A 24,722-nucleotide genomic window follows, 5' to 3' on the forward strand; every position below is an offset into this window, starting at 1 on the left:
TATACTTATCTATTAGCTGAAGAGAATTGGGCATGGCATCGGTAATGCCCGGCCATCTTTCTTTGTGAATAATGATTTAATAAAGTTAAAAACGTGTGAAGATTTTATTTAAATTTCGCAGGATGCCTTGCGTGGCCTCTGCTAAACACAATGGCCACGAGTCATAGGCTTTGTAGAGCGGTCATGTTTCCGGCAGCGGGGAGAGGCCGTTCAGGCAATTTCATACCCACTCAAGGAGAAGGGGGCAGCCGGTGCCCCCTCGCGCCGGGAGGGCCTTAGTCGAACATGCGTCGGTCGACGCCAGCGGCTTCGAACAGGTAGTTGCGTGAGGCGGTGAGCTCGTCGCGCAGACGGGAAAGGTCGGCCCCCAGCAGCTGGCCGCGCCACTTGCGGATGCGCCCGGCCACCAGCACCGTCTCGACGTTGCTGCGCTCCATCAGGGTGACCACGGCGCCGGGGACGTTGTTCAGCGGCGCCACGTTGATGGCTTCGGCGTCGAGCAGCAGGAGGTCGGCCTCCTTGCCCGGGGTCAGCGAGCCCACCCGCCGCTCCAGCTTCAGCCCCCGGGCGCCGCCCAGGGTCGCATAGCGTATCACCTCGCGCGAGGTCAGCAGCGCCGGGCGCTGCTCTTCGCCCTGCAGCGCCAGCTCGTTGACGAACATGCGCTGCAGCGTCAGCGTCGAGCGCATCTGGGTGAAGAAGTCGGCGGTCATGGTGCACTCCACGTCGCTGGAAAGCGATGGCAGGATGCCCAGTTCCGACGTCTTCATCAGCGGCGGGGTGCCGTGGCGCATGGTCATCTCGATGGGCACCGCCAGCGAGACGTGAGCACCGGCGTCGCGCACCGCCTGCCAGGCCGTGTCGCTCATCCCCGTCATATGGATCAGGATGTGGTTTTCCTCGATCTTTCCACTTGCCGCCAGCGCGTCGAAGGTCTCGGCCATGCCGAGGCTGCCGACCACGTGATAGGCCAGCGGCAGCTCCAGTTCACGGGCCAGCGCCCAGGCGGTCTCGTGGTCGGGCAGGTAGATCTCGCCGCCCATCACCATGGTCATCAGACCGTCGGCCGAGCGCCCCTCGCCGGTGGCGAAGTAGTGCTCGCGAATGCGCCTGGCGTCCTGGGGATACTGGGTGCGTTCGCCCTGGCCCTCGAAATAGCCGAACACGCTGCGCCGGGCGGAGTTACGCAAGCCCTCGATCGCGGCATCGGAGTGCTCGGGGCTGTGGTGGATCTGGCTGGTGTCCATCACCGTGGTCACGCCCGCGTCGAGCTGGCTGAGCGAGCCGAACAGCACGTTGATGTAGACGTCTTCGGGGCGGTACACCGGGGTCAGCTTGCCCAGGATATGATCCATGTAATTGGGCGAGCCTTCCGGCGTGCCGTCGTCGAACATGATGCCGTCGGCCAGGAAGCTGCGCAGCGCCGTCTCGAACAGGTGATGGTGGGTGTCGATGAAGCCCGGCATGACGATGCGTCCACGCGCGTCGATCACCTCGGCGTCACCCGGGTCCAGCTCGGCACCGACGGCGACGATGCGGTTGCCCTCGATCAGTACGTCGCCGCGTTCGAAGTCGCCCACGCTGTCGTCCATGGAAAGCACGTGGCCGCCGCGGATCAGCACCCGGCGCCCGGCTTCGCCGCTGTGCTGCGGCATGTCTCCCCGGCCTTCGCCGGCGTGAGTGGAGGCGCTGGCGGAGGCGAGCAGGCCGCCACCGGCCATGGCGCCGGCCCCCGCGGCCAGGGTGCCTTTGAGGAACTCGCGGCGTGTCGCGCCGGCACGCGCGTTGCCCAGCTTGCACATGGTGTTCTCGCCTCCCTGGCGGTTCGAGTAAGTCGTTGCTGTCAGCTTCAAGCTAGGTTCTGGGAGTGCGAAATGCCAAGAATCGGGCCGGCAGGAGCGCGGGCTGAGTGTGCGGACCAGGGGCGTGGGCGAAAAAAAACCGGCGCCAGGTGGCGCCGGTTCGGATCCGCAGGGACGGATTATTTCTTGGCGCGCTTGCGCTCGTGCTCCTTGAGGAACTTCTTGCGCAGGCGGATGTGGTTGGGGGTGATCTCCACCAGCTCGTCGTCGTCGAGGAACTCGATCGCCTGCTCCAGGCTGAACCTTACCGGCGGGGTCAGCACGATGTTCTCGTCGTTGCCCGAGGCGCGCATGTTGTCGAGCTTCTTACCCTTGGTGGGGTTGACCACCAGGTCGTTGGCGCGGTTGTGGATACCCACCAGCATGCCTTCATAGACTTCGGTGCCGTGATCGATGATCAGCTTGCCGCGCTCCTGGAGGGCATATAGCGCATAGGCCAGCGCCTTGCCGTCGACCATGGAGACCAGCACGCCGTTGCGCCGTTCGATGGCGGCGTCGGGCTTGAGCGCGCCGTAGTGGTCGAAGCGGCTGGTGAGGATGCCGGTGCCCGAGGTCAGGGTCAGGAACTGCCCGCGAAAACCGATCAGCCCGCGGGCGGGGATCAGGTAGTCCAGGCGGATGCGGCCCTTGCCGTCGGGGTTCATGTTGGTCAGCTCGCCCTTGCGGTAGCCAAGCTCCTCCATCACGGCGCCCTGGTGCTGCTCCTCGATGTCGATGATCACCTCTTCGTACGGCTCCTGCTTGATGCCGTCGATCTCCTTGATGATCACCTCGGGGCGGCCCACCGCCAGCTCGAAGCCTTCGCGACGCATGGTCTCGATCAGCACCGACAGGTGCAGCTCGCCGCGGCCGGAGACGATGAACTTCTCCGGGCTTTCGCCCTGCTCGACGCGCAGCGCCACGTTGTGGATCAGCTCCTGGTCGAGGCGATCCTTGATGTTGCGGCTGGTGACGTACTTGCCGTCACGCCCGGCGAAGGGCGAGTCGTTGACCTGAAAGGTCATGGAGACGGTCGGCTCGTCCACCGACAGCGGCGGCAGCGCCTCGACGGCGGTCGGGTCGCACAGGGTGTCGGAAATCGACAGTTCGTCGACGCCGGTGATGCAGACGATGTCACCGGCGGTGGCCAGGTCGGTCTGCACGCGCTCCAGGCCCATGTGGGTCATCACCTGGCCGACCTTGCCCTTGCGGGTCTTGCCGTCGGTGCCGATCACCACGATCTGCTGGTTGGGCTTGACCGAACCACGCTTGATGCGGCCAAGGCCGATGACACCCACATAGCTGGAGTAGTCCAGCGCCGAGATCTGCATCTGGAACGGGCCGTCGAGTTCGACCGCCGGCGGTTCGACGATGTCGACGATGGCCTGGAACATGGGCGACATGTCCTCGGCCAGGGAGTCCGGGTCCATGCCGGCAATGCCGTTGAGCGCCGAGCAGTAGACGATCGGGAAGTCGAGCTGCTCGTCGGTGGCGCCGAGGTTGTCGAACAGATCGAAGATCTGGTCGATGACCCAGTCGGGGCGCGCGCCGGGACGGTCGATCTTGTTGACCACCACGATCGGCTTGAGGCCCTGGGCGAAGGCCTTCTGGGTCACGAAGCGGGTCTGCGGCATGGGGCCGTCGACGGCGTCGACCAGCAGCAGCACCGAGTCGACCATCGACATCACCCGCTCCACCTCGCCGCCGAAGTCGGCGTGTCCGGGGGTGTCGACGATGTTGATGTGATAGTCGCGGCCGTTGCCGTCCTGCCAGCGAATCGCGGTGTTCTTGGCCAGGATGGTAATGCCGCGCTCTTTTTCCTGGTCGTTCGAGTCCATGACCCGCTCCTGCCCCTCGGCCTTGCGGTCGAGCGTGCCCGACTGGCTCAGGAGCTTGTCGACCAGCGTGGTCTTGCCATGGTCGACGTGGGCGATGATGGCAATATTGCGCAAACTCTCGATACGAGACGGGGTTACAGCTGTGTTCATAGGGTGTGACTCATCAACAGGGGCGCACCTATGTACACATCGGAGGACGTACCCTAGGCGCGGGGTAGGGAGTGGAGGCGCATTGTACAGACTAGGAAGGGAGGCGAATAGCACAACCTCATGCTATCGGTAGACGTCGGCTCGTTCACTTCGACTGCGCCGCTTGCCGGATTGGCCCGCCGGGCACGAAAGAAATGAGGCGCGGCAACGGAAAAATTCAGCAACGGAACCTTTCCTTACTTTTATACACTGATAGCCACACAGCTTCGCTTTGCAGGCTGGCAGCGCATCGCCGCTCGCCAGGCCGCAGCGAGCAGGGAACTCAGCATACAACATCTACGTCACGCGACGGGTCCTGGCACTTCGTCACGCCTCGGCACAAGCCGGCCGGTTCGAACGCTGCGGTTCGTATTGGGCTAGTGCCTGTGTCCGACAACACCGGGTCGCGCATCGCACGCGCATGGCAGGTTGCCGTGCCATGGCGTCATGCAGGCGCGCTCGGTGCGCCTCTTCGTTGATCTACTCGGCGGTGACCCCGCAAGTATGGAGCTTCTAGCGGCTATGTTCCTCAGTAGCACTCTTCTGGATGCCCGCATGGTTGGTGCGCAGCTGCCGCGCCATCTCGGTGCGCTCTGGCGGGCCTCGCGCCGCTGGCCGGGAGAGCACGAGATTCTGGTGGTCGACGATACCGGCGACCCCGGGCTGCAGGCCATGGTCGAGCGTTACGGCATCAGGCTGGTGCGCTGCGACCGACGCCGGTTGGGCGAGCGACTCAACCTGGCCGCCCACGAGAGCCAGGGTGAGGTGTTGCTGTTCCCCGGCCGCGTGTCGCGGCGTGCCATGACCAAGCTCGGCGGCATGCTGGGCGAGGCGTGCCGCGGCAGCTGGGATGCGGTGGTCTTGCCGGGCAATCGGCTGGGCGTGCTGGCGCGCTGGTGGTGGCGCCTGCATCGCCCCTCGGACTCGGACGCCATTTGCGTCAAGCGTGACTGGTTCGAGCGGATCGGTGGCTGCGACGAGCAGTACGACCGCCAGGCCCTGGCCGAACTGGTCGAACGCCTGCGCGCCTGCCGTGCCCGGGTGCTGCTGGAAAGAGGCCGGGCCAGCGCCGCCACCTTGCCCTGACGCAACAAGCGCTCCGACGGCCAGCGAGGGCACGCACGCCGCGATCCAATCTGCCTTCTTTCGGTGCATTTTCCTTTCTCGCGCACCTTTATGGTGCAGACATTCCTCGCCGGGCACCATCGAGCGAGCCGCCATGCTCGCTATGGCACATGGTGGTGCACATCCCGCTTCGAATAACTCCTTGAATTTCAGCGGCAAGAAAATTTTCGAGCGTCGCTGGTGCAAATTGGCACGCTGCCTGCATTGTATTGGCTAGCGCCATGTTCGTGCATGGTGATCGTGGGCAGCCGAACTGCCGCGTGCTACAAACATGCTGGAATGAACCAGCACTGGTCATCAGCCAACGAATCGAGCCAATGCTCAAACGGAGGACACCATGTCAGCCAAGACTCTCGCCCTGATCGAAGAACATGATGTGAAGTGGGTCGACCTGCGCTTCACCGACACCCGGGGCAAGGAACAGCACGTCACCATCCCGGCTCGCGATGTCAACGAGGAGTTCTTCGAGAACGGCCAGATGTTCGATGGCTCCTCCATCCATGGCTGGAAGGGCATCAACGAGTCGGACATGATCCTGCGTCCGGAAGACGGCACCGCTTTCCTCGACCCGTTCACCGAAGATTCCACCTTGGTGCTGCGCTGCGACATCATCGAGCCGGCCACCATGCAGGGCTACGAGCGCGACCCGCGCTCCATTGCCAAGCGCGCCGAGGCTTACCTGCAGTCCACCGGCCTTGGTGACACTGCCTTCTTCGGCCCCGAGCCCGAGTTCTTCATCTTCGACGAGGTGCACTGGAAGTCCGATATCGAGGGCTCCATGTACAAGATCACCTCCGAAGAGGGTGCCTGGTCGACCGACCGCCAGCTCGAAGGCGGCAACCTGGCCCACCGTCCGCGGGTCAAGGGCGGCTATTTCCCGGTGCCCCCGGTCGACAGCTTCCATGACATCCGTGGCGCCATGTGTAACACCCTGGAAGCGATCGGCCAGACCGTCGAAGTGCATCACCACGAGGTGGCCAACGCTGGCCAGAACGAGATCGGCGTCAAGTTCAACACCCTGGTGAAGAAGGCCGACGAAGTTCAGGAAATGAAGTACGTGATCCACAACGTGGCCCACGCCTACGGCAAGACTGCCACCTTCATGCCTAAGCCGCTGGTCGGCGACAACGGCAGCGGCATGCACGTGCACCAGTCGTTCTGGAAGGATGGCCAGAACCAGTTCGCGGGCGACCAGTACGCCGGCCTGTCGGAAATGGCGCTGTACTACATCGGCGGCATCATCAAGCACGCCCGTGCCCTGAACGCCTTCGCCAACGCCTCGACCAACTCCTACAAGCGCTTGGTGCCGGGCTTCGAAGCGCCGGTCATGCTGGCCTACAGTGCCCGCAACCGCTCTGCGTCGATCCGTATTCCGTATACCGCAAGCCCGAAGGGCAAGCGCGTCGAGGTCCGCTTCCCCGACCCGACGGCCAACCCCTACCTGTGCTTTGCCGCCATGCTGATGGCCGGTATCGACGGCATCAAGAACAAGATCCACCCCGGCGACGCCATGGACAAGAACCTCTATGACCTGCCGCCGGAAGAGGGCAAGAAGGTGCCGACCGTGGCGCACAGCCTGGATCAGGCCCTGGATGCCCTGGACAAGGATCGTGCCTTCCTCCTCGAAGGCGGCGTGTTCACCGACGACATGATCGACGCCTACATCGAACTGAAGATGGAAGACGTGGAGCGCATCCGCATGACCACGCACCCGATCGAATTCGATATGTACTACAGCTGCTGATCCCTCAGCGGCAAGCGCTTCACCGCAGGCGGCCGAGCCGCCGATGGTGACACGAAAGGGGCCCCCTCGCGGGGCCCTTTTTTGTCGTACACTCAAGCCTGCGGCGGGGCCGCAGGCTGCTTCATGCCCGCCGCCGAGGCGGGCCTACACCTCTGGGCGCGTCGGGTTGAGCAAGGAGATCACGCCATGACGAAGGCTGTCGCGCTACTCATTCTCTGGTTGATGGCCGCATCGGCCTTCGCCACCACCATCTATCGTACGGTCGATGCCCAGGGCAACGTGATCTTCAGCGATAATCCTGAGCGCGGCGGCGAAGCGGTTCAGCTGGCGCCGCTGACGGTGGTGCCGGCCAGTGCCGGCGAGCGGCGCAGCGTCGTGGCGCCTCGCGTGGAAGGCATCGCACCGCGGGTGCCGGCGGCGCCGGGTCAGCCGTTCATGCCCTACGACACCTTCCGCATTTTCTCTCCCCGCCAGGGCGCCGCGCTGCCGGCCAGCCACGCCGGCAACCTGCAGGTGGCGCTGCTGATCGAGCCGCCGCTGCGCACGGACCATCAGGTTCGCCTCTTGGTCGACGGCCGGGTCAGCCAGACGGCGCTGCACACCTCGGCCTTCATGCTCTCCAACCTGGCCAGCGGTCGCTATGAGCTTCAAGCGGAGCTGCTCGACGCCCGTGGCGAGATTCGCCATCGCACGCCGCCGGTGTCGCTGGTGGTGGAGCGCGCCGGCCCGCCCTAGCTATGGTCGCCGTTACCCGGCGCGTTTCCGCCCGAAAGTGGGGTTGCAGGACGTCCGGTGCGGTGGCGCTGTGACGGTGCGGGCGCCTGCCCGCACCGGGTCGAGCCCGCCCCGCCTTGGCTACCCCGTTGCCCTGTTGTACGGCTGGCGCGTTTTTTGGCGCACCAATATAGTGCATTAAAGTCGCCCGCCCAGGCCTTGGCCGCTGCCTGCCCTGCCGCAAGGCAGCGCCGTTGCGCGGTTTTCTCTTTTGGCGCACTTCTTGCTAAGTACTTGTAGCGAGTTGTTGGGTGCGTTGCGCTACGGCAACGCCATCGGCGCCATGCCGGTGCACGCCCCGTAAACAGAAGGCTATGCCATGTACCGACGCTTGATGGAACATCTCACCACCGCCGTGCTGCTGCTCGATGGCAGGCTGCGTCTGCGTTGGATGAATCCGGCAGCGGAAGCGCTGCTTGCGGTCAGCCTGGGGCGGGTGCACGGGCTGCGCCTGGCGGCGCTGCTGTCCGACGACGATGGCATGGGTGAGGTGCTGGCCAAGGCGGCCGGCAACCAGCACCCCTTCACCCAGCGTGAGGTGCGCCTGACCCTGGCCAGCGGCGCCGGAGCGACCATCGACTACACGGTGACGCCGCTCTCCACCGACGAGCTGCTGGTGGAGATGGAGCCCCGCGACCGGCTGCTGCGCATCTCGCGCGAGGAGGCGCTGCTCAACCGGCAGGAGGCGATCAAGGTACTTTCGCGCGGGCTGGCCCATGAGGTGAAGAACCCGTTGGGCGGCATCCGCGGCGCCGCCCAGCTGCTCGAGCGCGACCTCGACGACCCGGCCCTGCAGGAATTCACCCGCATCATCGTCGAGGAGGTCGACCGCCTGCGCGACCTGGTCGATAGCATGCTGGGGCCGAACAAGCTGCTGCGCCACGAGCCGCTCAATATCCACAAGGTGCTGGAGCGGGTGCGCACGCTGCTGCTGGCCGAGACCCCGGCGGTGCGGATCGAGCGCGACTACGATCCCAGCCTGCCGGACTTTCCCGGCGATGAGGCGCAGATGATTCAGGCGGTGCTCAACGTGGCGCGCAACGCCGTGGAGGCGATGACCGAGGCCGGCACCGAATCGCCGTGCCTGCTGATGCGCACGCGGGCGCGCCGGCAGTTCACCCTGGGCGCCGAGCGCCATCGCCTGGTGTGCGAGGTGGCGCTGATCGACAACGGCCCCGGCGTGGCCGAAAGCCTGCAGGAAACACTGTTCTATCCCATGGTATCGGGTCGGGCCGACGGCAGTGGACTGGGACTGTCCATTGCCCAGGGCATCTTGCATCAGCATCAGGGACTGATCGAATGCGAATCCCGCCCCGGGCATACCGAATTCAGACTTTTGATTCCGTTGGAGAGGCGCCATGACTGATGTCGCTCGTGTCGCGGTGGTCGATGACGACCGTGCCATCCGCTGGGTGCTGGAGCGCGCCCTGGCTCAGCCCGACCTCGACGTCGAATGCATTGATCGAGCCGACCTGGCTCTCGCTCGGCTGCTGGACGACCCCCCCGATGTGCTGGTGACGGATATCCGCATGCCGGGCATCGATGGGCTCGACCTGATGTCGCGGGTGCGCGAGGTGCACCCGGACCTGCCGGTCATTGTGATGACGGCGCACTCCGACCTCGACAGCGCCGTGGCCTCCTACCAGGGCGGGGCCTTCGAGTACCTGCCCAAGCCGTTCGACGTCGATGAGGCGCTGGCCCTGGTGCGCCGTGCCGTGGCCCACGCACGCGAGCGCAAGCGGCCGGTCAGCGTGCCCGAGGGGCTCGATGCCGAGATCATCGGCGAGGCGCCGGCGATGCAGGAGGTGTTCCGCGCCATCGGCCGGCTGTCGCACTCGCACATCACCGTGCTGATCAACGGCGAGTCGGGCACCGGCAAGGAGCGGGTGGCCCGCGCCTTGCACCAGCACAGCCCGCGCGCCGCCCAGCCATTCATCGCGCTCAACATGGCGGCGATCCCCCGCGACCTGATCGAGTCGGAGCTGTTCGGCCATGAGAAGGGCGCCTTCACCGGTGCCACCGCCCAGCGCCAGGGGCGCTTCGAGCAGGCCAACGGCGGTACCCTGTTTCTCGATGAGATCGGCGACATGCCCGCCGAAACCCAGACCCGGCTGCTGCGGGTGCTGGCCGACGGCGAGTTCTACCGGGTCGGCGGCCATACGCCGGTCAAGGTAGATGTACGTATCATCGCCGCCACCCATCAGAACCTGGAGGCGCTGGTAAAGGACGGTCGTTTTCGTGAAGACCTCTTTCACCGCCTCAATGTGATCCGTGTGCACCTACCCAAGCTGGCCGAGCGCCGCGAGGATATCCCGCGCCTGGCGCGGCATTTCCTGGCCGAGGCGGCCAAGGAGCTGGCCACCGACGTCAAGGTGCTGACCAAGGATGCCGAGACCCACCTGACCCGGCTGCCCTGGCCCGGCAATGTACGCCAGCTGGAAAACACCTGCCGCTGGCTGACCGTGATGGCGTCCGGTCGCGAGGTGCTGGTGGAAGACCTGCCGCCGGAGCTGCTCGGCGACGAGGCGGGGGAGGAGCACCTGGGCGACTGGCGTGCCGCCTTTCGGGACTGGGCCGACCGTGCCCTGGCAGCGGGCCACACCCACCTGCTGGAGGAGGCGGTGCCCGACTTCGAGAAGATTCTGATCGAGACCGCGCTGAAGCACACCGGGGGACGCAAGGGCGAGGCCGCCGAGCTGCTGGGCTGGGGCCGCAACACGCTGACGCGCAAGCTCAAGACGCTGCTGCCGATGCTGGCCGAGGAGTAGCTGAGTGGCGGGCGCGCTGGCGCCCGCCCCGTTCGTCGCCGCCGCAGTTGCCGCGCCGACCGCAGCGAACCGCTGCCGGCACGGCCTGCCGCGGCCCGGCAAAGGAACGTAACCCAGTCGCCAAACTCCCTTACCTGCGCCAACGGGAGGCTGAACTATGGTGAGTTCAGATCTTTCCGCTTTCGCTGAGTGTTGACAGGGAGAATGTCCATGAAAGCGCTGTGTTGGCATGGCAAGAACGATATCCGTTACGAAACGGTTCCCGACCCCCAGATCGAGCATCCCCGCGATGCCATCATCAACGTCAGCAGTTGCGCCATCTGCGGCTCCGACCTTCATCTCTTCCACCATTTCATTCCGGCCATGGAGTCCGGCGACGTGGTGGGGCACGAGTTCATGGGCGAGGTCATGGAGGTCGGTGCCGAGACCCGCGACCTCAAGGTAGGCGACCGCGTGGTGGTACCCTTCACCATCACCTGTGGCGAGTGCGACCAGTGCCGGCGCGGCAATTTTTCGCTCTGTGAACGTTCCAACCGCAACAAGGCGCTGGCCGACAAGGTGTTCGGCCACAGCGGGGCGGGCCTGTTCGGCTACTCGCACCTGACCGGCGGCTATGCCGGTGGCCAGGCCGAGTACGTGCGGGTGCCCTTCGCCGACAAGACCCATATCAAGGTGCCCGACAGCCTCACCGACGAACAGGTGCTGTTCCTGGGCGACATCTTTCCCACCGGCTGGCAGGCCGCCGTGCAGTGCGACATCGAGCCCACCGACACCGTGGTGGTATGGGGGGCGGGTCCGGTTGGCCAGTTCTGCGTGCGCAGCGCGGTGATGCTCGGCGCCGAACAGGTGGTGGTGATCGACAACGTGCCGGAGCGCCTGGCCATGGCCGAGGCCGGCGGGGCGATTCCCATCAACTTCGATGAAGAAAGCGTGCTGGCCCGCCTGCAGGAGCTGACTCGCGGCAAGGGGCCGGAGAAGTGCATCGATGCGGTAGGTCTGGAGTCCCATGTGCCGCGCTCGATCGACTCGGTTTACGACCGGGTCAAGCAGGTCATGGCGCAGGAGAGTGACCGGGCCCACGTGCTACGCGAGATGATCTACGTCTGCCGCCCCGGCGGCATCCTGTCGATTCCCGGCGTCTATGGCGGCTTGATCGACAAGGTGCCCATGGGGCCGCTGATGAACAAGGGGCTGACGGTGCGCACCGGGCAGACCCACGTCAAGCGCTGGACCGACGACCTGCTGCGCTACATCGACGAGGGGCTGATCGATCCCTCCTTTGTAGTGACCCATACGGCCGGCCTGGACCAGGGGCCCGAGATGTACAACACCTTCCGCGACAAGCAGGAAGGCTGCGTGAAAGTGGTCCTCAAGCCTTGAGGTGCTGCAGCAACCATCCAGGAGGAGAAGCATGCACATGGAGCAAAATGGATCCTTGCACGGCAGTGATCGGCTGGCGCGCGGGCTGGGCTGGCTTAGCCTCGGCCTGGGGGTATGCAAGCTGCTGGCGCCGCAGAGCCTGACTCGCCCTCTCGGCATTCAGGGTGCCGAACCGCTGGTGCGGGCCTGTGGGGCGCGCAGCGTAGCCACGGGGATCGGCGCGCTTACCGTCAACCCCAAGCCTGCCCTGTGGGCCGGGGCCTTGGGCGATGCCATGGATGCCGCCAGCCTGGCCCTGCTGGCCAACCACCAGGAGCATCCGGAGCGGCGCAACGTCACCCGGGCGATGCTGTTGGCCACCACGCTGGCGGCGCTTGGCGTCTACGCGGCCCAGGACCAGACGCGGCGGCACGCCTACCAGGCCGGCCCCACCCCCGACTACAGTGGCCGCACCGGCTTTCCCCGAGGACTCGAGCATTCCCGCGGAATAGCCGGCCAGGCATCGGCAGGCTCGGCGCCGCAGGCGGCGCTGCCATCGCCGGCCCAGTCGCCGGGCGAGCGGCTACCTTCCCAAAGCGGGTCGCCCGAGCGCAGCGGCTTGCATGAGCGCAGCGGCCTGGGTCGCCCGGACTCGAGCTAGCCACTGCTCACCGCTGCATGCCTGCTGACCGCAACCGCGAAGGCCGCCCAAGGGCGGCCTTCGCACGTTTGTTGACTCGGGCCCAGGTTGGCGGGGGCGAGCCCAAGGGCAGGGGCGGACGCTTAGCCGCCGCCGATGCCTTCGATCACATAACCGCTGCCGCCGCATTCGGGGCATTGGCGACCCTCGATCTTGCCGCTGCCTTGGCATTCACGGCAGATGTTCTGCCCGCTGCCGGGGGTGCCGGGCGGGGCCTGGTCGCCGGGTTGCTGGGGGCGTGTTGCGTCGGGTTTGTCCGCCATGATGTCGCTCCTGTCGCATGTTTTTGCCAGTGACACGTCGTGTGGCTTCTCCTCACAACGTAGGCAAGCCGGGGGGCGTACCACAAGCGCAGCGGCCGGCGCAGCGGCGTGGCCTTCCTGTGCCCACTAGTGCCAGAATGGAGCTCTTCAGGAGGAAGCCCATGGTGCAGATGCAGTGGCAGCGCTTGCTCGACCCCTCGCGGCTCGACGGAGAGCGCAGCGGCCGTGAAGAGATCGGCCGCAGCCCGTTTCACAAGGATCACGATCGAATCGTCTTTTCCGGCTCGTTCCGGCGCCTGGGGCGCAAGACCCAGGTCCATCCGCTGACCGACAACGACCACATTCACACTCGCCTCACCCACTCGCTGGAGGTGGGCTGCGTGGGGCGCAGCCTGGGCATGATCGTGGGTGAGCTGCTGCGCGAGCGCCTGCCGGCCTGGATGACGCCGGCCGACCTGGGCGTGATCGTGCAGGCGGCCTGCCTGGGGCATGACATCGGCAACCCTCCCTTCGGCCATGCCGGCGAGTACGCCATCCGCGACTGGTTCAAGCGCGCCGAGGCCGACGGCAGCGGGTTGCTGGAAGGGCTGACCGAGCTCGAGCGTGCCGACCTGCTGACCTACGAGGGCAATGCCCAGGGCTTTCGCGTGGTCACCCAGATCGAGTACAACCAGTTCCGCGGCGGCATGCGGCTAACCGCGGCCACCCTGGGCACGCTGCTGAAATACCCCTGGACGGTGGAGCACGGCGGCAGCGCCGGCAAGTTCGGCTGCTACCAGTCCGAGCGGCGCCTGCTGGCCGAGGTGGCCGACCGCCTCGGGCTGCTGCCGCGGGAAGCGGGGCGCTGGTGCCGCCACCCGCTGGCCTGGCTGGTGGAGGCGGCGGATGACATCTGCTACGCCCTGCTCGACCTCGAAGACGGCCTGGAGATGGGCATTCTGCGCTTCCAAGAGGTGGCCGACGTGCTGCTGCAGATTGCCGGCGACACGCCGCCGGACTACCCGGCCATGGTGCGAGATGGGGTGTCGCAGCGGCGCCGCATCGCCGCCCTGCGCGGCGCCGCCATGGAGCGGGCCGTCAACGACGTCGGCGCGGTGTTCGTCGCCCACGAGACGGCGCTGCTCAACGGCACGCTCAATGCCGACCTGCTGGAACTGTGCCATCCCGACCTGGGCTGGGGAGTCAAGGCGGCCAAGCAGCTGGCCCGCGAGCGCATCTTCCAGAACGAGCGCAAGGCCAAGCTCGAAATCGGCGCCTACACCACCCTTGGCATCCTGCTCGAGGCCTTCATCGGGGCTGCCCACGAGCTTCACTACACCGGCGGCTCGAGCTTCAAGCATCAGCGGGTGCTGGCGCTGATCGGAGAGAACACCCCCAAGCCCTCCTGGTCGCTCTACGACAGCTATCGGCGCATGCTCGATTTCATCGGCGGCATGACCGACCACTACGCCGTGGACCTGGCCCAGGAGATGGGCGGGCGGCTGCGCGGCGATTGAGGCAGGCCGCCGCCGCCCGTGCGGCTGTGGCAAAAGGCGGGCGCCGGCCGCGTTAGACCGACGGCTCGTTCAGCGCGAGGTTCTTCTCCAGCTCGGCGGCGCGCTCGATCAGGGCGGCGATCACCTTGTCGTGCATGGCATCGTCGATGGTGCCGAGTCGGATCTCGCTGAGCTGCTGCGCCAGCGCTTCGCCGCTGACCACCAGCAGCCCTTCCGGCGCACCGGCATAAGTGATCTCCCAGCCCGGCAGCGTCAGCACGCCGCGCACCGGCACCGGGGCGCCGCAGCGGCTTTCCAGCCACTCGGCCAGCCAGTGGGTGGCGCGCAAGGTCTTCTCGAGCGGGCGCTGTTCGCTCCAGCCGGGGAAGCGCAGGCGGTCGGACTCGACCGTGACCAGGTTGATTTCGCGCCCATCGGCGGTGAACGGCCGCGTGCGGGCGCGGGTCTCAACCACGAACACGCCGTGAGGCGTGACGGCGACATGGTCCATGGTGTCGGTGTCGGTGGGCACATCATGGAACACGTAGTAGGGGTGGGCCTCGGGATGGATCATGCGCTCCAGCTCCTGGCCGACCGCCAGCTCGCAGGCGAGCCCCAGCTTGATCCGGCGGATATGCTGGAAGTCACGGATTAGCAGGAAGCAGTAGATCAATACCAGCACCGTACTGAGGGCGCCGTACAGCGCCCATTCGAGCCAGTTCTGGCGGTTGGCAAACAGCATGCGGCCCATGCCGTAGACCAGCGGGGCGAGGGTGACGATCGGCCCGAGGGCGCCATTGAGAAACAGCGTGGCGAAGGCACGGTCGAGGCGGTCGCGCAGGGCCTGGCCGGGCTCCCGCAGGGGGCGGGCATTGAACGGCGAGCGTACCCGGGCATCGTGAAGGTTGCGCAGGGCGATCACGATGACCGCCATCGCCCCCAGGGGGAACAGGAAGATCAGGGGAAGCAGGTATTCCAGCCAGGCCATCGGGAAGGTGTCCTTGCCTGTTGAGGGGCATGTAAGCCCTCCATTCTAGACAACCTTGGCGGGTGGAAGCCATGTTCATTCCCACCTGTACGCGGCAGGCGCGCCTACGCCGAGCGGGTGGGGAGACAGACAGCAAGGGTGAAGAGCGAATGAAGCACACGGAACAGCGGGACACCTCGCGTGACGCCATGGCGCTGGCGGACTTCCTGGCGCGTCATGCGCGCTTGGCGGTGCTGACCGGCGCCGGTGTCAGCACCGAGAGCGGCATTCCCGACTATCGCGACCTCGACGGCTCCTGGAAGTGCTCGCCGCCGATGCAGCACCAGCAGTTCATGACCAGCCATGCGGCCCGGCAGCGCTACTGGGCGCGGGCGTTGGTCGGTTTTCGCCTGTTGCACCAGGCGCGGCCAGGACCCGCCCATCGGGCCCTGGCGCGGCTGGAGTCGCTCGGCGGCATGACCGGGCTGATCACCCAGAACGTCGATGGGCTGCATCAGCAGGCGGGGTCTCGGCGGGTGATCGACCTGCACGGGCGAGCGGAGCAGGTGCGCTGCATGGGCTGCGGGGCGCTGCGCATGCGCCATGACCTGCATGCCGAGCTGGCCGACTGCAACCCCCAATGGCGGGACATGAAGGCCGAGGCCAGACCCGACGGCGATGCCGCGCTGGAGCAGGACTTCTTATCGTTCCGCGTGCCCGGCTGCCGGCGCTGCGGCGAGGGTATCTGGAAGCCCGACGTGGTGTTCTTCGGCGACAGCGTGCCGACCGAGCGGGTGGCACGAGCCATGCGTACGGTCGACGACGCCGAGGCGCTGCTGGTGGTCGGCTCCTCGCTGATGGTGCAGTCGGGGCTGCGGTTCGTACGCCGCGCCGCCCAGCAGGGCAAGCCGATTGCCTGCCTCAACCTGGGGCTAACGCGCGCCGATTCGCTCTACCGGCTCAAGCTCGAGGCCCCGGCGGGGGCGACCCTCACCGCCGCCCTGGCGCTGCTTACGGACGCGGCAAGATCGGCAGGCTGAGGGTGTCGCCCGGCGCAGCGTCGTCGAGCTGCAGCGGTTCGGCGGAGTGGGTCACGCGGCCCTGCTGGCGCAGCTCGGCGCGCAGTTGTACCGAGGCGTCGTCTCGCGGTGGGGCATAGCGCAGCACCACGGGCCAGGGGCCCGGCCCGCGCGGCGTCACATGGGTTTCGGCCAGGGTGCCGCCGGCGCCGACCAGGCGCACGTCAAGCTCGGCGTCGTTGGACACCACCAGGCCCGGCGGCGGCTCCACCTGGGCGCGCAGCTCGCTGAGGTCGGGGGTGCCGGCGCAGCCGGCCAGTGCCACGGCCAGCATCAGGGCAATCGGGTAGCGCAGGGGTAAACGAATCGTTGGCATCGGGCCTCCTATCAGCCGCCGGCCAGTTTTACGGTGTAGCCGCGGCTTTCCAGCTCGGCCTTGAGGCGCTCGCGATGATCGCCCTGGATCTCGATGACGCCGTCCTTGAGCGCACCGCCGGTACCGCAGCAGCGCTTGAGCGCCTTGGCCAGCGCCTTCAGTTCGGCCTCCTTCAGCGGCACCCCGGTGATGGTGGTGACGCCCTTTCCCTTGCGCCCGCTGGTTTCGCGACGCAGCCGAACAATGCCGTCCAGCGCTGCGAGCCTGGCCTGTTCGGCCAGTTCGTCGCAACGGCACCGGGCCAGGGGTTCGCGGCAGGCGGGACAGATGTCGCCATGTTCCGTTGAGTAGACCAGGCCGCGCAGCTGGTCCTGCAATGACGCCATTGGGAAGCTCCTTGTGAATGCGGAGAAAGGCGGGCCTGCCTGGCAGCGCCAGCGGCCATCATAACGCTTGGCGCCGGGCGGCGGCAGCCCGGCGGGCGTCAGCGAACCTGGGCCAGGCGCCTGGGCGTGCTGCGGGTCAACGCAAGGTGTTCGATGATGGTGGGGAGCTGGTACATGCTGCTGATGGCGATGGCGCCTTCGGGCGTCTCCTCGGCGTCGGGGAAACGATTCAGGTGGATGACCGTCATGCCCGCCTCCAGCGCGGCGCGTACGCCGACCAGGGCGTCGTCCACGGCCACGCAGTCCCGTGCGGCGAAGCCCATGGCGTGGGCGGCATACAGGTAGAGGCGCGGATCGGGCTTCCAGAACTTGGCCGTGTAACCGCTGAACAGGCGATCGCCGAAGTGCTCGGCCACGCCGATGCTGTTCAGCGAGGTGCGAATCTTGTTTTCGGGGCCGTTGGAGACCACCCCGCAGGGGTAGCCCGCCAGTGCCTGAAGCGCTTCACGGGCGCCGGTGATCGGCGCCAGCTCCGTTTCCAGCCGGCGGTTCAGGTTGCGCCGCATCTCGGTTTCGGTTTCCGCCAGGCGCATGCGGTCGACGTTGCCGTGACGGCTTTCCAGCGCGGCCACGATATGGCGAAAGCGGCTGCCGCGAAACTCGCCGGTGTAGTCGCTGGCCTGGAAGGGCAGGCCGAGCCGCGTCAGGCTGACCGCCATCTCGGCGGCCAGGAGAGGCTCGCTGTCCACCAGCGTGCCGTCACAGTCAAATAGCAGGCAAAGAGATGCCTTCATGCCTCTTGTCCTTCCAGGCGGATGCTGACGCGATCCGCGCTTGGTTTGCCGACGGGCCATGGAATAGGCGTTGCGTCATAGCGAACGCTGTTTTCTAAGTATTGCGCTTTCGTTCCGCTTCTTCAAGGCGAGGCAGGCCCATATCCGTCACGTTGGTCGACGAGCTGGATCATACCCTCGCTGTGCCGGGCTCGTTCAGGCGCATGTGTCAGATTTCGCCACCCGATGCCGCTTGGCGTGACGTTGCCGTGCCACCTGAGAATATTTTTAAGTTATTGTTATAGTTGTTTTTTTAAAATTATTGGCACGGATTGGCCCGCCCGATGCAACACACAGGTCGAGCAGCACACGGCATCGGAGAGGCATCTAACGGAAAAGATTCTCCCGGTACCGCTATGATCCGCGAAGCCTTCGGCTTCACCAAGGAAAACTCACGTTCAACTCCTTTGGAGGTGCGAACATGATGTCCAAGGAATTTCTCAAGAAACTCGGCATTGTCGGTATTACTGTTGGCCTGAGCGCAAGCCCGCTGGCCTTTGCCGATTTCCATGATGAAGACAACGGTCAGGACACCGTGCCGCAGGAAACCATGCCGGGCAATGATGGTGCTGATACCGGCTTTGAAGGCGGTGCCGATACAGGCGTTGGCACTGGCGCCGGCCAAGGCGATGCGGGTGTTGGTGCAGGTGCAGGGGCCGGTGAAGGTGCTGCAGGTGCAGGCATGGGCGCAGAAGGTGACACTGGCGTCGGCGGTACTGGAGCCGGCGTGGGCGCCGAAGGTGACACCGGCGTAGGTGGCACCGGAGCCGGTGCAGGCGCTGGTGCGGGTGTAGACGCCGATGACGACTGGGACGACAACGGCGACACCACCTGGGATGAAGACAACGGCGACGACTGGGAAGACACCCAGGACGACGATGATCAGGACTGGTAAGTCCTGACTGAGGCCAAGGATAGGGACTAGCGCCCAGGGAAGGGCGGTCACCGTCAAGGACGAGGGTGATACTCTAGGCAGCAAGGAAGCTTCGCCGTCAGCGACCCGCCCCCGGCAATCTGCCGGGGGCGGGCGCGTTTGGGCAAGTCGATCGGTGTCCTGACACAGGCGAATCAGGCCTGCCCACTCGCTGTGGGCTGTGGGCAGGCCTGGTGTTTCAGTGTTGCGGCGTTACCTGCGGGGCCTGCTGCGGGTCGGCTTCCTCGATGATCTCGCCGTCGGGAGAGAGCAGGTACCAAGGGCCGCCCATGTGGTCGAGTCCCTGGCCCAGGGCATCGCCGGGATACACGTCGCGAGCGAAGAAGTAAAGCGGCCAGCCGTCATAGGTGACCTGCCGGGTGCCGTCGTCGCGCTCGATCATGCCGAGTCGCTCGGCATCGACCTGCTCGCCGGCAGCCGGTGCTTCCTCGGTCGTGTAGGGCGGCCAGGCGATGGCGCAGGTTTCATAGCAAGTGGAATAGTCGCCGCCCTGCTCATCCTGCTCGAACATGTAGAGACTCTTGCCGTCCTGGTTGGTCAGGTAGCGGCCGAAGGGCGCCTGTTCCCCCACCTCCAGGCGTGCCTGCTGGGTCGGGTCGGCCCTGGGGTCGAGCTGCTGCTCCGACTCCTCGGGGCTCATGCCTTCCACCTGGGTAGGGTCGTCGCTGGTGGTAGTGGCAGTTTCCGGGGCGGCCAGTGCCGGTGTGGCCAGGGCCAGCATCAGGACGATGCCGCTGGCCAGGCGCGGCGCTTGCGGATTGGACGTCATGTCGGGCCTCTCTTCCTTGGGGTACAGCTTTCCAGTCTAGGCGGTGGCAGCCGGCGCTGCGCCTGTCTTCGTCGCTGCGCCTATCTCAGCGGCGTGACAGCCGGCGCGAGTTGGCGCTGCTGCGGCGATGGTAGGGCAGCATTGCGTTGCGCCCGGTAACCCACCAGGGCGCCGCCTGGCCGAAGGCCATCGCCAGCATGGCCTTCTGCATGGCGAAGCCGGTCTCGATCCCGGCTTCCATCTTTTCCATGACCATGCGCTGATTCTCGCGGACCATCCTGGCACTGGTGGGCGGCTGGGTGTGCCACAGCTGGTGGCGCATGGAGATGGTGGAAAGCGACGTCGACCAGAGCTCGAACATCATGGTGCCGAGCTTCCACACATCGAACATGGCGGCAGGCGTGCTGGGCAATATGGGGTAGAAATAGGTGGGTGTCATGGGTCGACCTCCTTGTGGGGCAAGTGCAGCATCAGTGCTGCTACTTTCTCACACTTAGGCACCTTATGCTGCAGTGCAATGTAAAAAAACGCTGCAGCAAGGCAGGTTGGCGTGAGCAAACGCGGTAAAACCGTTCTTTCAAAGTATAAAAGGCTGGGCGGAAACGAACAGGGGCGGCTCCGTGAGCCGCCCCCGCCAGGCCGGTGGGTTTACCTGATCTTGGGGTCGAGCTCGCCGCGGGCGTAGCGCTCGTACATCGCGTCGAGGCTGATCGGCTTGATGCGGCTGGCGTTGCCGGCGGTGCCGAAGGCTTCGTAGCGGGCGATGCAGACGTCGCGCATGGCCGTCACGGTTTCCTTCAGGTACTTGCGCGGGTCGAACTCACTGGGATGTTGGGCCAGGAAGCGGCGCACCGCGCCGGTGGAGGCCAGGCGCAGGTCGGTGTCGATGTTGACCTTGCGCACGCCGTACTTGATGCCCTCGACGATCTCCTCGACCGGCACGCCGTAGGTCTCGGGGATCTCGCCGCCGAACTCGTTGATGATGGCGAGCCACTCCTGGGGCACCGAGGAGGAGCCGTGCATCACCAGGTGGGTGTCGGGGATGCGGGCGTGGATCTCCTTGATGCGCTGGATGGAGAGCGTATCGCCGGTGGGCGGCTTGGTGAACTTGTAGGCGCCGTGGCTGGTGCCGATGGCGATGGCCAGGGCATCGACCTGGGTCGCCTTGACGAATGCGGCGGCCTCTTCGGGGTCGGTCAGCAGCTGGTCGTGGGAGAGTACGCCCTCGGCGCCGATGCCGTCCTCTTCACCGGCCATGCCGGTCTCCAGGCTGCCCAGGCAGCCCAGCTCGCCCTCCACCGAAACGCCGCAGGCATGCGCCATCTCGACGGTGCGGCGGGTGACGTCGACGTTGTAGTCGTAGTCCATCGGGGTCTTGCCGTCCTCGCCCAGCGAGCCGTCCATCATCACCGAGGAAAAGCCGAGCTGGATCGAGCGCTGGCACACTGCCGGCGAGGTGCCGTGGTCCTGATGCATGACGACCGGGATGTGCGGGAATTCCTCCACCGCGGCCAGGATGAGGTGGCGCAGGAAGGGGGCGCCGGCATACTTGCGGGCGCCGGCGGAGGCCTGAACGATCACCGGTGAGTCGGTCTTGTCGGCCGCCTCCATGATGGCGCGCATCTGTTCGAGGTTGTTGACGTTGAATGCGGGGATGCCGTAGCCGCGCTCGGCGGCGTGGTCCAGCATCTGGCGCATGCTGATCAGTGCCATGAACTCACCTGTCTCTCTGGGATCTGTGCGATCTGTGGGGCTTGCAGTCGAAAATCGGGGCGGTGCCCGGCGAGGCCGGGCACCGCCGGTTGGATCAGCGTGCGGCGGCGTCTTCCAGCGCCTTCACCGCGGGCAGTATCTTGCCTTCCACATACTCGAGGAAGGCACCGCCGCCGGTGGAAATATAGGACACCTGCTCGGCAATGCCGTATTTGTCGATGGCGGCCAGGGTGTCGCCGCCGCCGGCGATGGAGAAACCGTTGCTTTCGGCGATGGCACGCGACAGCGCTTCTGTGCCCTTGCCGAATTGGTCGATCTCGAACACGCCGACCGGGCCGTTCCATAGGATGGTGCCGGCGTTCTTGAGCAGGCCGGCCAGCCGCCCGGCGCTGTCGGGGCCGATATCGAGAATCATCTCGTTATCCTTCACCTGGTCGACCGGCTTGACCACGGCGTCGGCCGATTCGGAGAATTCGGTGGCGACCACCACGTCGGTGGGCAGCGGAATCTCGACCTTGGCCATCAGTGCCTTGGCCTGTTCGACCAGGTCGGCTTCATACAGCGACTTGCCGACGTTGTGGCCGGCCGCGGCGATGAAGGTGTTGGCGATGCCGCCGCCGACGATCAGCTGGTCGCACTTCTCGGACAGGGCGTTGAGCACCTCGAGCTTGGTCGAGACCTTGGAGCCGCCGACGATGGCGACCATCGGCCGCCCGGGCGTGGCCAGTGCCTTTTCCAGGGCGTCGAGCTCGGCGGCCAGCAGCGGGCCGGCGCAGGCCTGGGGAGCAAAGCGCGCCACGCCGTGGGTGGAGGCCTGGGCGCGGTGGGCGGTGCCGAAGGCGTCCATCACGTAGATGTCGCACAGGTCGGCATATTGCTGGGCGAGGGTCTCGTCGTCCTTCTTCTCGCCGACGTTGAAGCGCACGTTCTCGAGCAGCACCACTTCACCGTCAGCCAGATCCTGGGCGCTGTCGAGGTACTCCTTGACCAGCCGCACCGGGCGGCCGAGCAGCTCGCCAAGGTGTTCGGCCACCGGCGCCAGCGAGAATTCCTCGGCCGGCTCGCCCTCGGTGGGGCGCCCTAGGTGGCTCATCAGCATGACCTTGGCGCCGGCCTCCATGGCCGCCTTGATGGTCGGCAGGCTGGCCCGCAGGCGGGCGTCGCTACTCACCTTGCCGTGCTTGACGGGTACGTTCAGATCCTCGCGGATCAGCACACGCTGTCCACGCAGGTCGAGGTCGGTCATCTTGAGCACGTTCATCAGGGCATCATCCTCATTGATGGTAAAGCGGAACCGGGTTCAGCGGGGTACTGCCGGCCGCAGCGCGGCCAGGCGCTGAGCGACGTCGAGCATGCGGTTGGCGAAGCCCCATTCGTTGTCGAACCAGCACAACAGCTTGATCAGGCGGCCTCCAGCCACCCGAGTCTGGGTGGCGTCAACGATACCCGAGCGGGGGTCGTGGTTGAAGTCGACCGAGGCCATGGGCTCCTCGGTGTAGCCGAGCAGCCCGGCCAGCGGGCCTTGGCTTGCCTCCTGCAGCAGGGCGTTGACCTCGGCGGCGGAGGTGTCGCGGCGTACGCAGAGCGACAGGTCCATGGCCGAGACGTTGATGGTCGGCACGCGCATGTGAAGGCATTCGAAGCGCCCGGCCAGGTGCGGCATCAGGCGGTTGATGCCCAGTGCCAGGCTGGTGTCGACGGGCACGATGGAGTGCATCGCCGAGCGCGTCAGGCGCAGGTCGGTCTGGTGGTAGGCGTCGATCACCGGCTGGTCGTTCATGGCCGAGTGCACCGTGGTGGTCACGCCGTGCTCGATGCCCAGCGCCCGGTCGAGCACCGTGAGCACCGGCACCAGGCAGTTGGTGGTGCATGAGGCCGCGGAGACGACGCGGTGGTCGGCGGCGAGCATGGCGTCGTTGATGCCGCACACGATGGTGGCATCGACGTCGTTCTCGGCGGGCTGGGAGAACAGCAGGCGGCCGGCGCCGGCGGCCAGGTGCCGCTCGGCGGTGGCGCGGTCCTTGAAGCTGCCCGAGCACTCCAGCACCAGGTCGATGCCGAGCTCGCCCCACGGCAGGCGCGCGGGGTCGGCCTCGGAGAGCACCCGAATCGCATGATCGTCGACGCGCAAATGGCCGTGCTCGGCCGAAACCTGCCCGGGGAAGCGGCCATGCGTGGTGTCGTAGCGGGTCAGGTAGGTGATGGTGGCCAGATCGGAGAGTTCGTTGATCGCCACCACCTCGAGCCTCGGCGCGTCGGGCTGGGCCGCCTGGCGCTCCATCAGTGCGCGCAGCACGCATTGGCCGATACGACCGTAACCGTTGATGGCGATGCGCTGGGCCATGCTCGCTGGGCTCTCCTTCGGTGGCCGGGGGGCAGCCCGGGGGCGGCCTGGAATGGAAAGCGGCGATTCTACCGCAAAACCCCCGGGACGTCCCGGCTGGCGCGCTGCCGGGCGCCCACCCGCTTTCGGTAAAGTAACGCTATCGTTTGCAAGCGAGGCGTAGGCTCGGTACGGTTTTCGCTACGCTGGGAATGGCGAATCACGACACCATGGAGAGGACAGATATGACCGATATAGCCCAACTGTTGGGTGACGAAGCCGATAGGCTGCTCAACCACCGCTGCGAGGGCTTTCCCCGTGAGCAGCTTTACCTGCCGGGGCCCGACTTCGTCAGCCGGGTGGTGGCCGACAGCGACCGCAGCCCGGCGGTAATGCGCAGCCTGCAGGCGATGTTCGACCACGGCCGCCTGGGCGGCACCGGCTACCTCAGCCTGCTGCCGGTGGACCAGGGCATCGAGCACTCCGCCGGTGCTTCCTTCGCGCCCAACCCGCGCTACTTCGACCCCGCCAACATCGTCGAACTGGCCATCGAGGGCGGCTGCAACGGCGTGGCCTCCACCCTCGGGGTGCTGTCGTCGGTAGCGCGGCGCTACGCCCACCGCATCCCGATGATGCTCAAGCTCAACCACAATGAGACGCTGAGCTATCCGGCGATGTACGACCAGACCCTGTTCGCCAAGGTGGAGCAGGCCCACGACATGGGCTGCGTGGCGGTGGGGGCCACCATCTACTTCGGCTCGCCCGAGAGCCGCCGCCAGATCATGGAAATCAGCGAAGCCTTCGAGCGTGCCCACCAGCTCGGCATGGCCACGGTGCTGTGGGCCTACCTGCGCAACCCGGGCTTCAAGCACGACGGCAAGGATTACCACGTGGCAGCCGACCTCACCGGCCAGGCCAACCACCTCGCCGCCACGCTCAAGGCCGACATCGTCAAGCAGAAGCTGCCCGAGACCAACGGCGGCTACCGCGACATCGGCTTCGGCCACACCCACGCCAAGGTCTACGATGAGCTCACCTCCGATCACCCCATCGACCTGGCTCGCTACCAGGTGGCGTGCTGCTACATGGGCCGCGCCGGGCTGATCAACTCCGGCGGCGGCGCCAAGGGCCACTCCGACCTGGGCGAGGCGGTGCGCACCGCGGTGATCAACAAGCGCGCCGGTGGCATGGGCCTGATCTCCGGGCGCAAGGCGTTCCAGAAGCCGATGGACGAAGGGGTGGCGCTGCTCCACGCCATCCAGGATGTCTATCTCGACAGGGATGTGACCATCGCCTGAGCGGCAGGGCACAGTAACGCAAAGGGCC

General features: G+C 66.2%; 23 protein-coding genes. 11 read left to right on the forward strand and 12 right to left on the reverse strand.

The features are described from left to right. Positions 1-275: 275 nt before the first annotated feature. Both ACT7B3_RS01475 and typA read right to left on the reverse strand, forming a co-directional pair. A complete protein-coding gene (locus ACT7B3_RS01475; RefSeq protein ID WP_445156627.1) occupies positions 276-1,802 on the reverse strand; it encodes an amidohydrolase family protein in 1,527 nt (508 codons plus the stop codon). A 179-nt stretch (positions 1,803-1,981) separates the two neighbouring features. Beyond that, positions 1,982-3,829 (reverse strand): translational GTPase TypA, encoded by a 1,848-nt coding sequence (typA, locus tag ACT7B3_RS01480; protein WP_445156628.1) that lies wholly within the window; start codon positions 3,827-3,829, stop codon positions 1,982-1,984. Between the two features lie 594 nt (positions 3,830-4,423). Here typA and ACT7B3_RS01485 point away from each other — a divergent pair. The 7 genes from ACT7B3_RS01485 to ACT7B3_RS01515 all read left to right on the forward strand — a co-directional run bounded on the left by ACT7B3_RS01485 (position 4,424) and on the right by ACT7B3_RS01515 (position 12,299). Continuing rightward, positions 4,424-4,954, forward strand: coding sequence for a glycosyltransferase (locus ACT7B3_RS01485; protein ID WP_444678628.1), 531 nt, complete (start codon positions 4,424-4,426; stop codon positions 4,952-4,954). A 376-nt stretch (positions 4,955-5,330) separates the two neighbouring features. Beyond that, positions 5,331-6,737, forward strand: a complete 1,407-nt coding sequence (glnA, locus tag ACT7B3_RS01490; protein ID WP_444678627.1) for a glutamate--ammonia ligase — start codon at positions 5,331-5,333, stop codon at positions 6,735-6,737. Between the two features lie 186 nt (positions 6,738-6,923). Continuing rightward, on the forward strand, positions 6,924-7,472 hold the full coding sequence (locus tag ACT7B3_RS01495) for a DUF4124 domain-containing protein (protein WP_445156629.1): 549 nt from the start codon (positions 6,924-6,926) through the stop codon (positions 7,470-7,472). Positions 7,473-7,830: 358 nt separating this feature from the next. After that, positions 7,831-8,877, forward strand: coding sequence for a nitrogen regulation protein NR(II) (gene glnL, locus ACT7B3_RS01500; protein ID WP_444678626.1), 1,047 nt, complete (start codon positions 7,831-7,833; stop codon positions 8,875-8,877). Beyond that, complete coding sequence (gene ntrC / locus ACT7B3_RS01505; RefSeq protein ID WP_445156630.1) at positions 8,870-10,279, forward strand: nitrogen regulation protein NR(I); 1,410 nt, start codon at positions 8,870-8,872, stop codon at positions 10,277-10,279. Before glnL ends, ntrC begins: the two co-directional genes overlap by 8 nt. A gap of 210 nt (positions 10,280-10,489) precedes the next feature. Then, positions 10,490-11,659 carry a zinc-dependent alcohol dehydrogenase gene (locus tag ACT7B3_RS01510; protein WP_445156631.1) on the forward strand — a complete coding sequence of 390 codons (1,170 nt, stop codon included), beginning with the start codon at positions 10,490-10,492 and terminating at the stop codon, positions 11,657-11,659. A 37-nt stretch (positions 11,660-11,696) separates the two neighbouring features. Continuing rightward, positions 11,697-12,299: a hypothetical protein gene (locus tag ACT7B3_RS01515; RefSeq protein ID WP_444678623.1), complete on the forward strand. Its 603-nt coding sequence runs from the start codon at positions 11,697-11,699 to the stop codon at positions 12,297-12,299. Between the two features lie 122 nt (positions 12,300-12,421). Here the strand turns inward: ACT7B3_RS01515 and ACT7B3_RS01520 are convergent, their stop codons facing one another. Beyond that, the gene (locus ACT7B3_RS01520) at positions 12,422-12,601 is read right to left on the reverse strand and encodes a hypothetical protein (RefSeq protein WP_444678622.1); all 180 of its coding nucleotides are present in this window, start codon (positions 12,599-12,601) and stop codon (positions 12,422-12,424) included. A gap of 161 nt (positions 12,602-12,762) precedes the next feature. On the opposite strand from ACT7B3_RS01520, the gene ACT7B3_RS01525 reads away from it, so the two are divergent. Further along, entirely contained in the window at positions 12,763-14,097 is a 1,335-nt protein-coding gene (locus ACT7B3_RS01525; RefSeq protein WP_445156632.1) for a deoxyguanosinetriphosphate triphosphohydrolase, read from the forward strand. A 52-nt stretch (positions 14,098-14,149) separates the two neighbouring features. Here ACT7B3_RS01525 and ACT7B3_RS01530 read toward each other — a convergent pair whose 3' ends face one another. After that, a complete protein-coding gene (locus ACT7B3_RS01530) occupies positions 14,150-15,064 on the reverse strand; it encodes a nuclease-related domain-containing protein (protein WP_445156633.1) in 915 nt (304 codons plus the stop codon). 149 nt (positions 15,065-15,213) lie between these two features. Between ACT7B3_RS01530 and ACT7B3_RS01535 the strand changes: the two genes are divergently transcribed. Beyond that, a complete protein-coding gene (locus ACT7B3_RS01535; RefSeq protein ID WP_445156634.1) occupies positions 15,214-16,083 on the forward strand; it encodes an NAD-dependent protein deacetylase in 870 nt (289 codons plus the stop codon). Here the strand turns inward: ACT7B3_RS01535 and ACT7B3_RS01540 are convergent. The 3 genes from ACT7B3_RS01540 to ACT7B3_RS01550 all read right to left on the reverse strand — a co-directional run bounded on the left by ACT7B3_RS01540 (position 16,055) and on the right by ACT7B3_RS01550 (position 17,618). After that, the gene (locus ACT7B3_RS01540; protein WP_445156635.1) at positions 16,055-16,438 is read right to left on the reverse strand and encodes a hypothetical protein; all 384 of its coding nucleotides are present in this window, start codon (positions 16,436-16,438) and stop codon (positions 16,055-16,057) included. The two genes, ACT7B3_RS01535 and ACT7B3_RS01540, sit on opposite strands and share 29 nt — an antisense overlap. An 11-nt stretch (positions 16,439-16,449) precedes the next feature. Continuing rightward, positions 16,450-16,824: a translation initiation factor Sui1 gene (locus tag ACT7B3_RS01545; RefSeq protein ID WP_444678619.1), complete on the reverse strand. Its 375-nt coding sequence runs from the start codon at positions 16,822-16,824 to the stop codon at positions 16,450-16,452. 98 nt (positions 16,825-16,922) lie between these two features. After that, positions 16,923-17,618 carry an HAD family hydrolase gene (locus tag ACT7B3_RS01550; protein ID WP_444678618.1) on the reverse strand — a complete coding sequence of 232 codons (696 nt, stop codon included), beginning with the start codon at positions 17,616-17,618 and terminating at the stop codon, positions 16,923-16,925. A gap of 460 nt (positions 17,619-18,078) precedes the next feature. On the opposite strand from ACT7B3_RS01550, the gene ACT7B3_RS01555 reads away from it, so the two are divergent. After that, positions 18,079-18,552: a hypothetical protein gene (locus tag ACT7B3_RS01555; RefSeq protein WP_444678617.1), complete on the forward strand. Its 474-nt coding sequence runs from the start codon at positions 18,079-18,081 to the stop codon at positions 18,550-18,552. A 217-nt stretch (positions 18,553-18,769) separates the two neighbouring features. Here ACT7B3_RS01555 and ACT7B3_RS01560 read toward each other — a convergent pair whose 3' ends face one another. From ACT7B3_RS01560 to ACT7B3_RS01580, 5 genes are all read right to left on the reverse strand, one after another. Further along, complete coding sequence (locus tag ACT7B3_RS01560) at positions 18,770-19,360, reverse strand: COG4315 family predicted lipoprotein (RefSeq protein WP_444678616.1); 591 nt, start codon at positions 19,358-19,360, stop codon at positions 18,770-18,772. Positions 19,361-19,445: 85 nt separating this feature from the next. Beyond that, positions 19,446-19,799 (reverse strand): hypothetical protein, encoded by a 354-nt coding sequence (locus tag ACT7B3_RS01565; RefSeq protein WP_444678615.1) that lies wholly within the window; start codon positions 19,797-19,799, stop codon positions 19,446-19,448. Between the two features lie 209 nt (positions 19,800-20,008). Continuing rightward, positions 20,009-21,073 carry a class II fructose-bisphosphate aldolase gene (gene fba / locus ACT7B3_RS01570; RefSeq protein WP_445156636.1) on the reverse strand — a complete coding sequence of 355 codons (1,065 nt, stop codon included), beginning with the start codon at positions 21,071-21,073 and terminating at the stop codon, positions 20,009-20,011. 94 nt (positions 21,074-21,167) lie between these two features. Then, on the reverse strand, positions 21,168-22,334 hold the full coding sequence (locus ACT7B3_RS01575) for a phosphoglycerate kinase (protein ID WP_444678614.1): 1,167 nt from the start codon (positions 22,332-22,334) through the stop codon (positions 21,168-21,170). A gap of 39 nt (positions 22,335-22,373) precedes the next feature. Beyond that, positions 22,374-23,417, reverse strand: a complete 1,044-nt coding sequence (locus tag ACT7B3_RS01580) for a type I glyceraldehyde-3-phosphate dehydrogenase (protein WP_445156637.1) — start codon at positions 23,415-23,417, stop codon at positions 22,374-22,376. Positions 23,418-23,641: 224 nt separating this feature from the next. On the opposite strand from ACT7B3_RS01580, the gene ACT7B3_RS01585 reads away from it, so the two are divergent. Beyond that, positions 23,642-24,694 (forward strand): class I fructose-bisphosphate aldolase, encoded by a 1,053-nt coding sequence (locus ACT7B3_RS01585; protein ID WP_445156638.1) that lies wholly within the window; start codon positions 23,642-23,644, stop codon positions 24,692-24,694. Positions 24,695-24,722: the final 28 nt, after the last annotated feature.

Source organism: Halomonas sp. E14 (assembly GCF_052568415.1).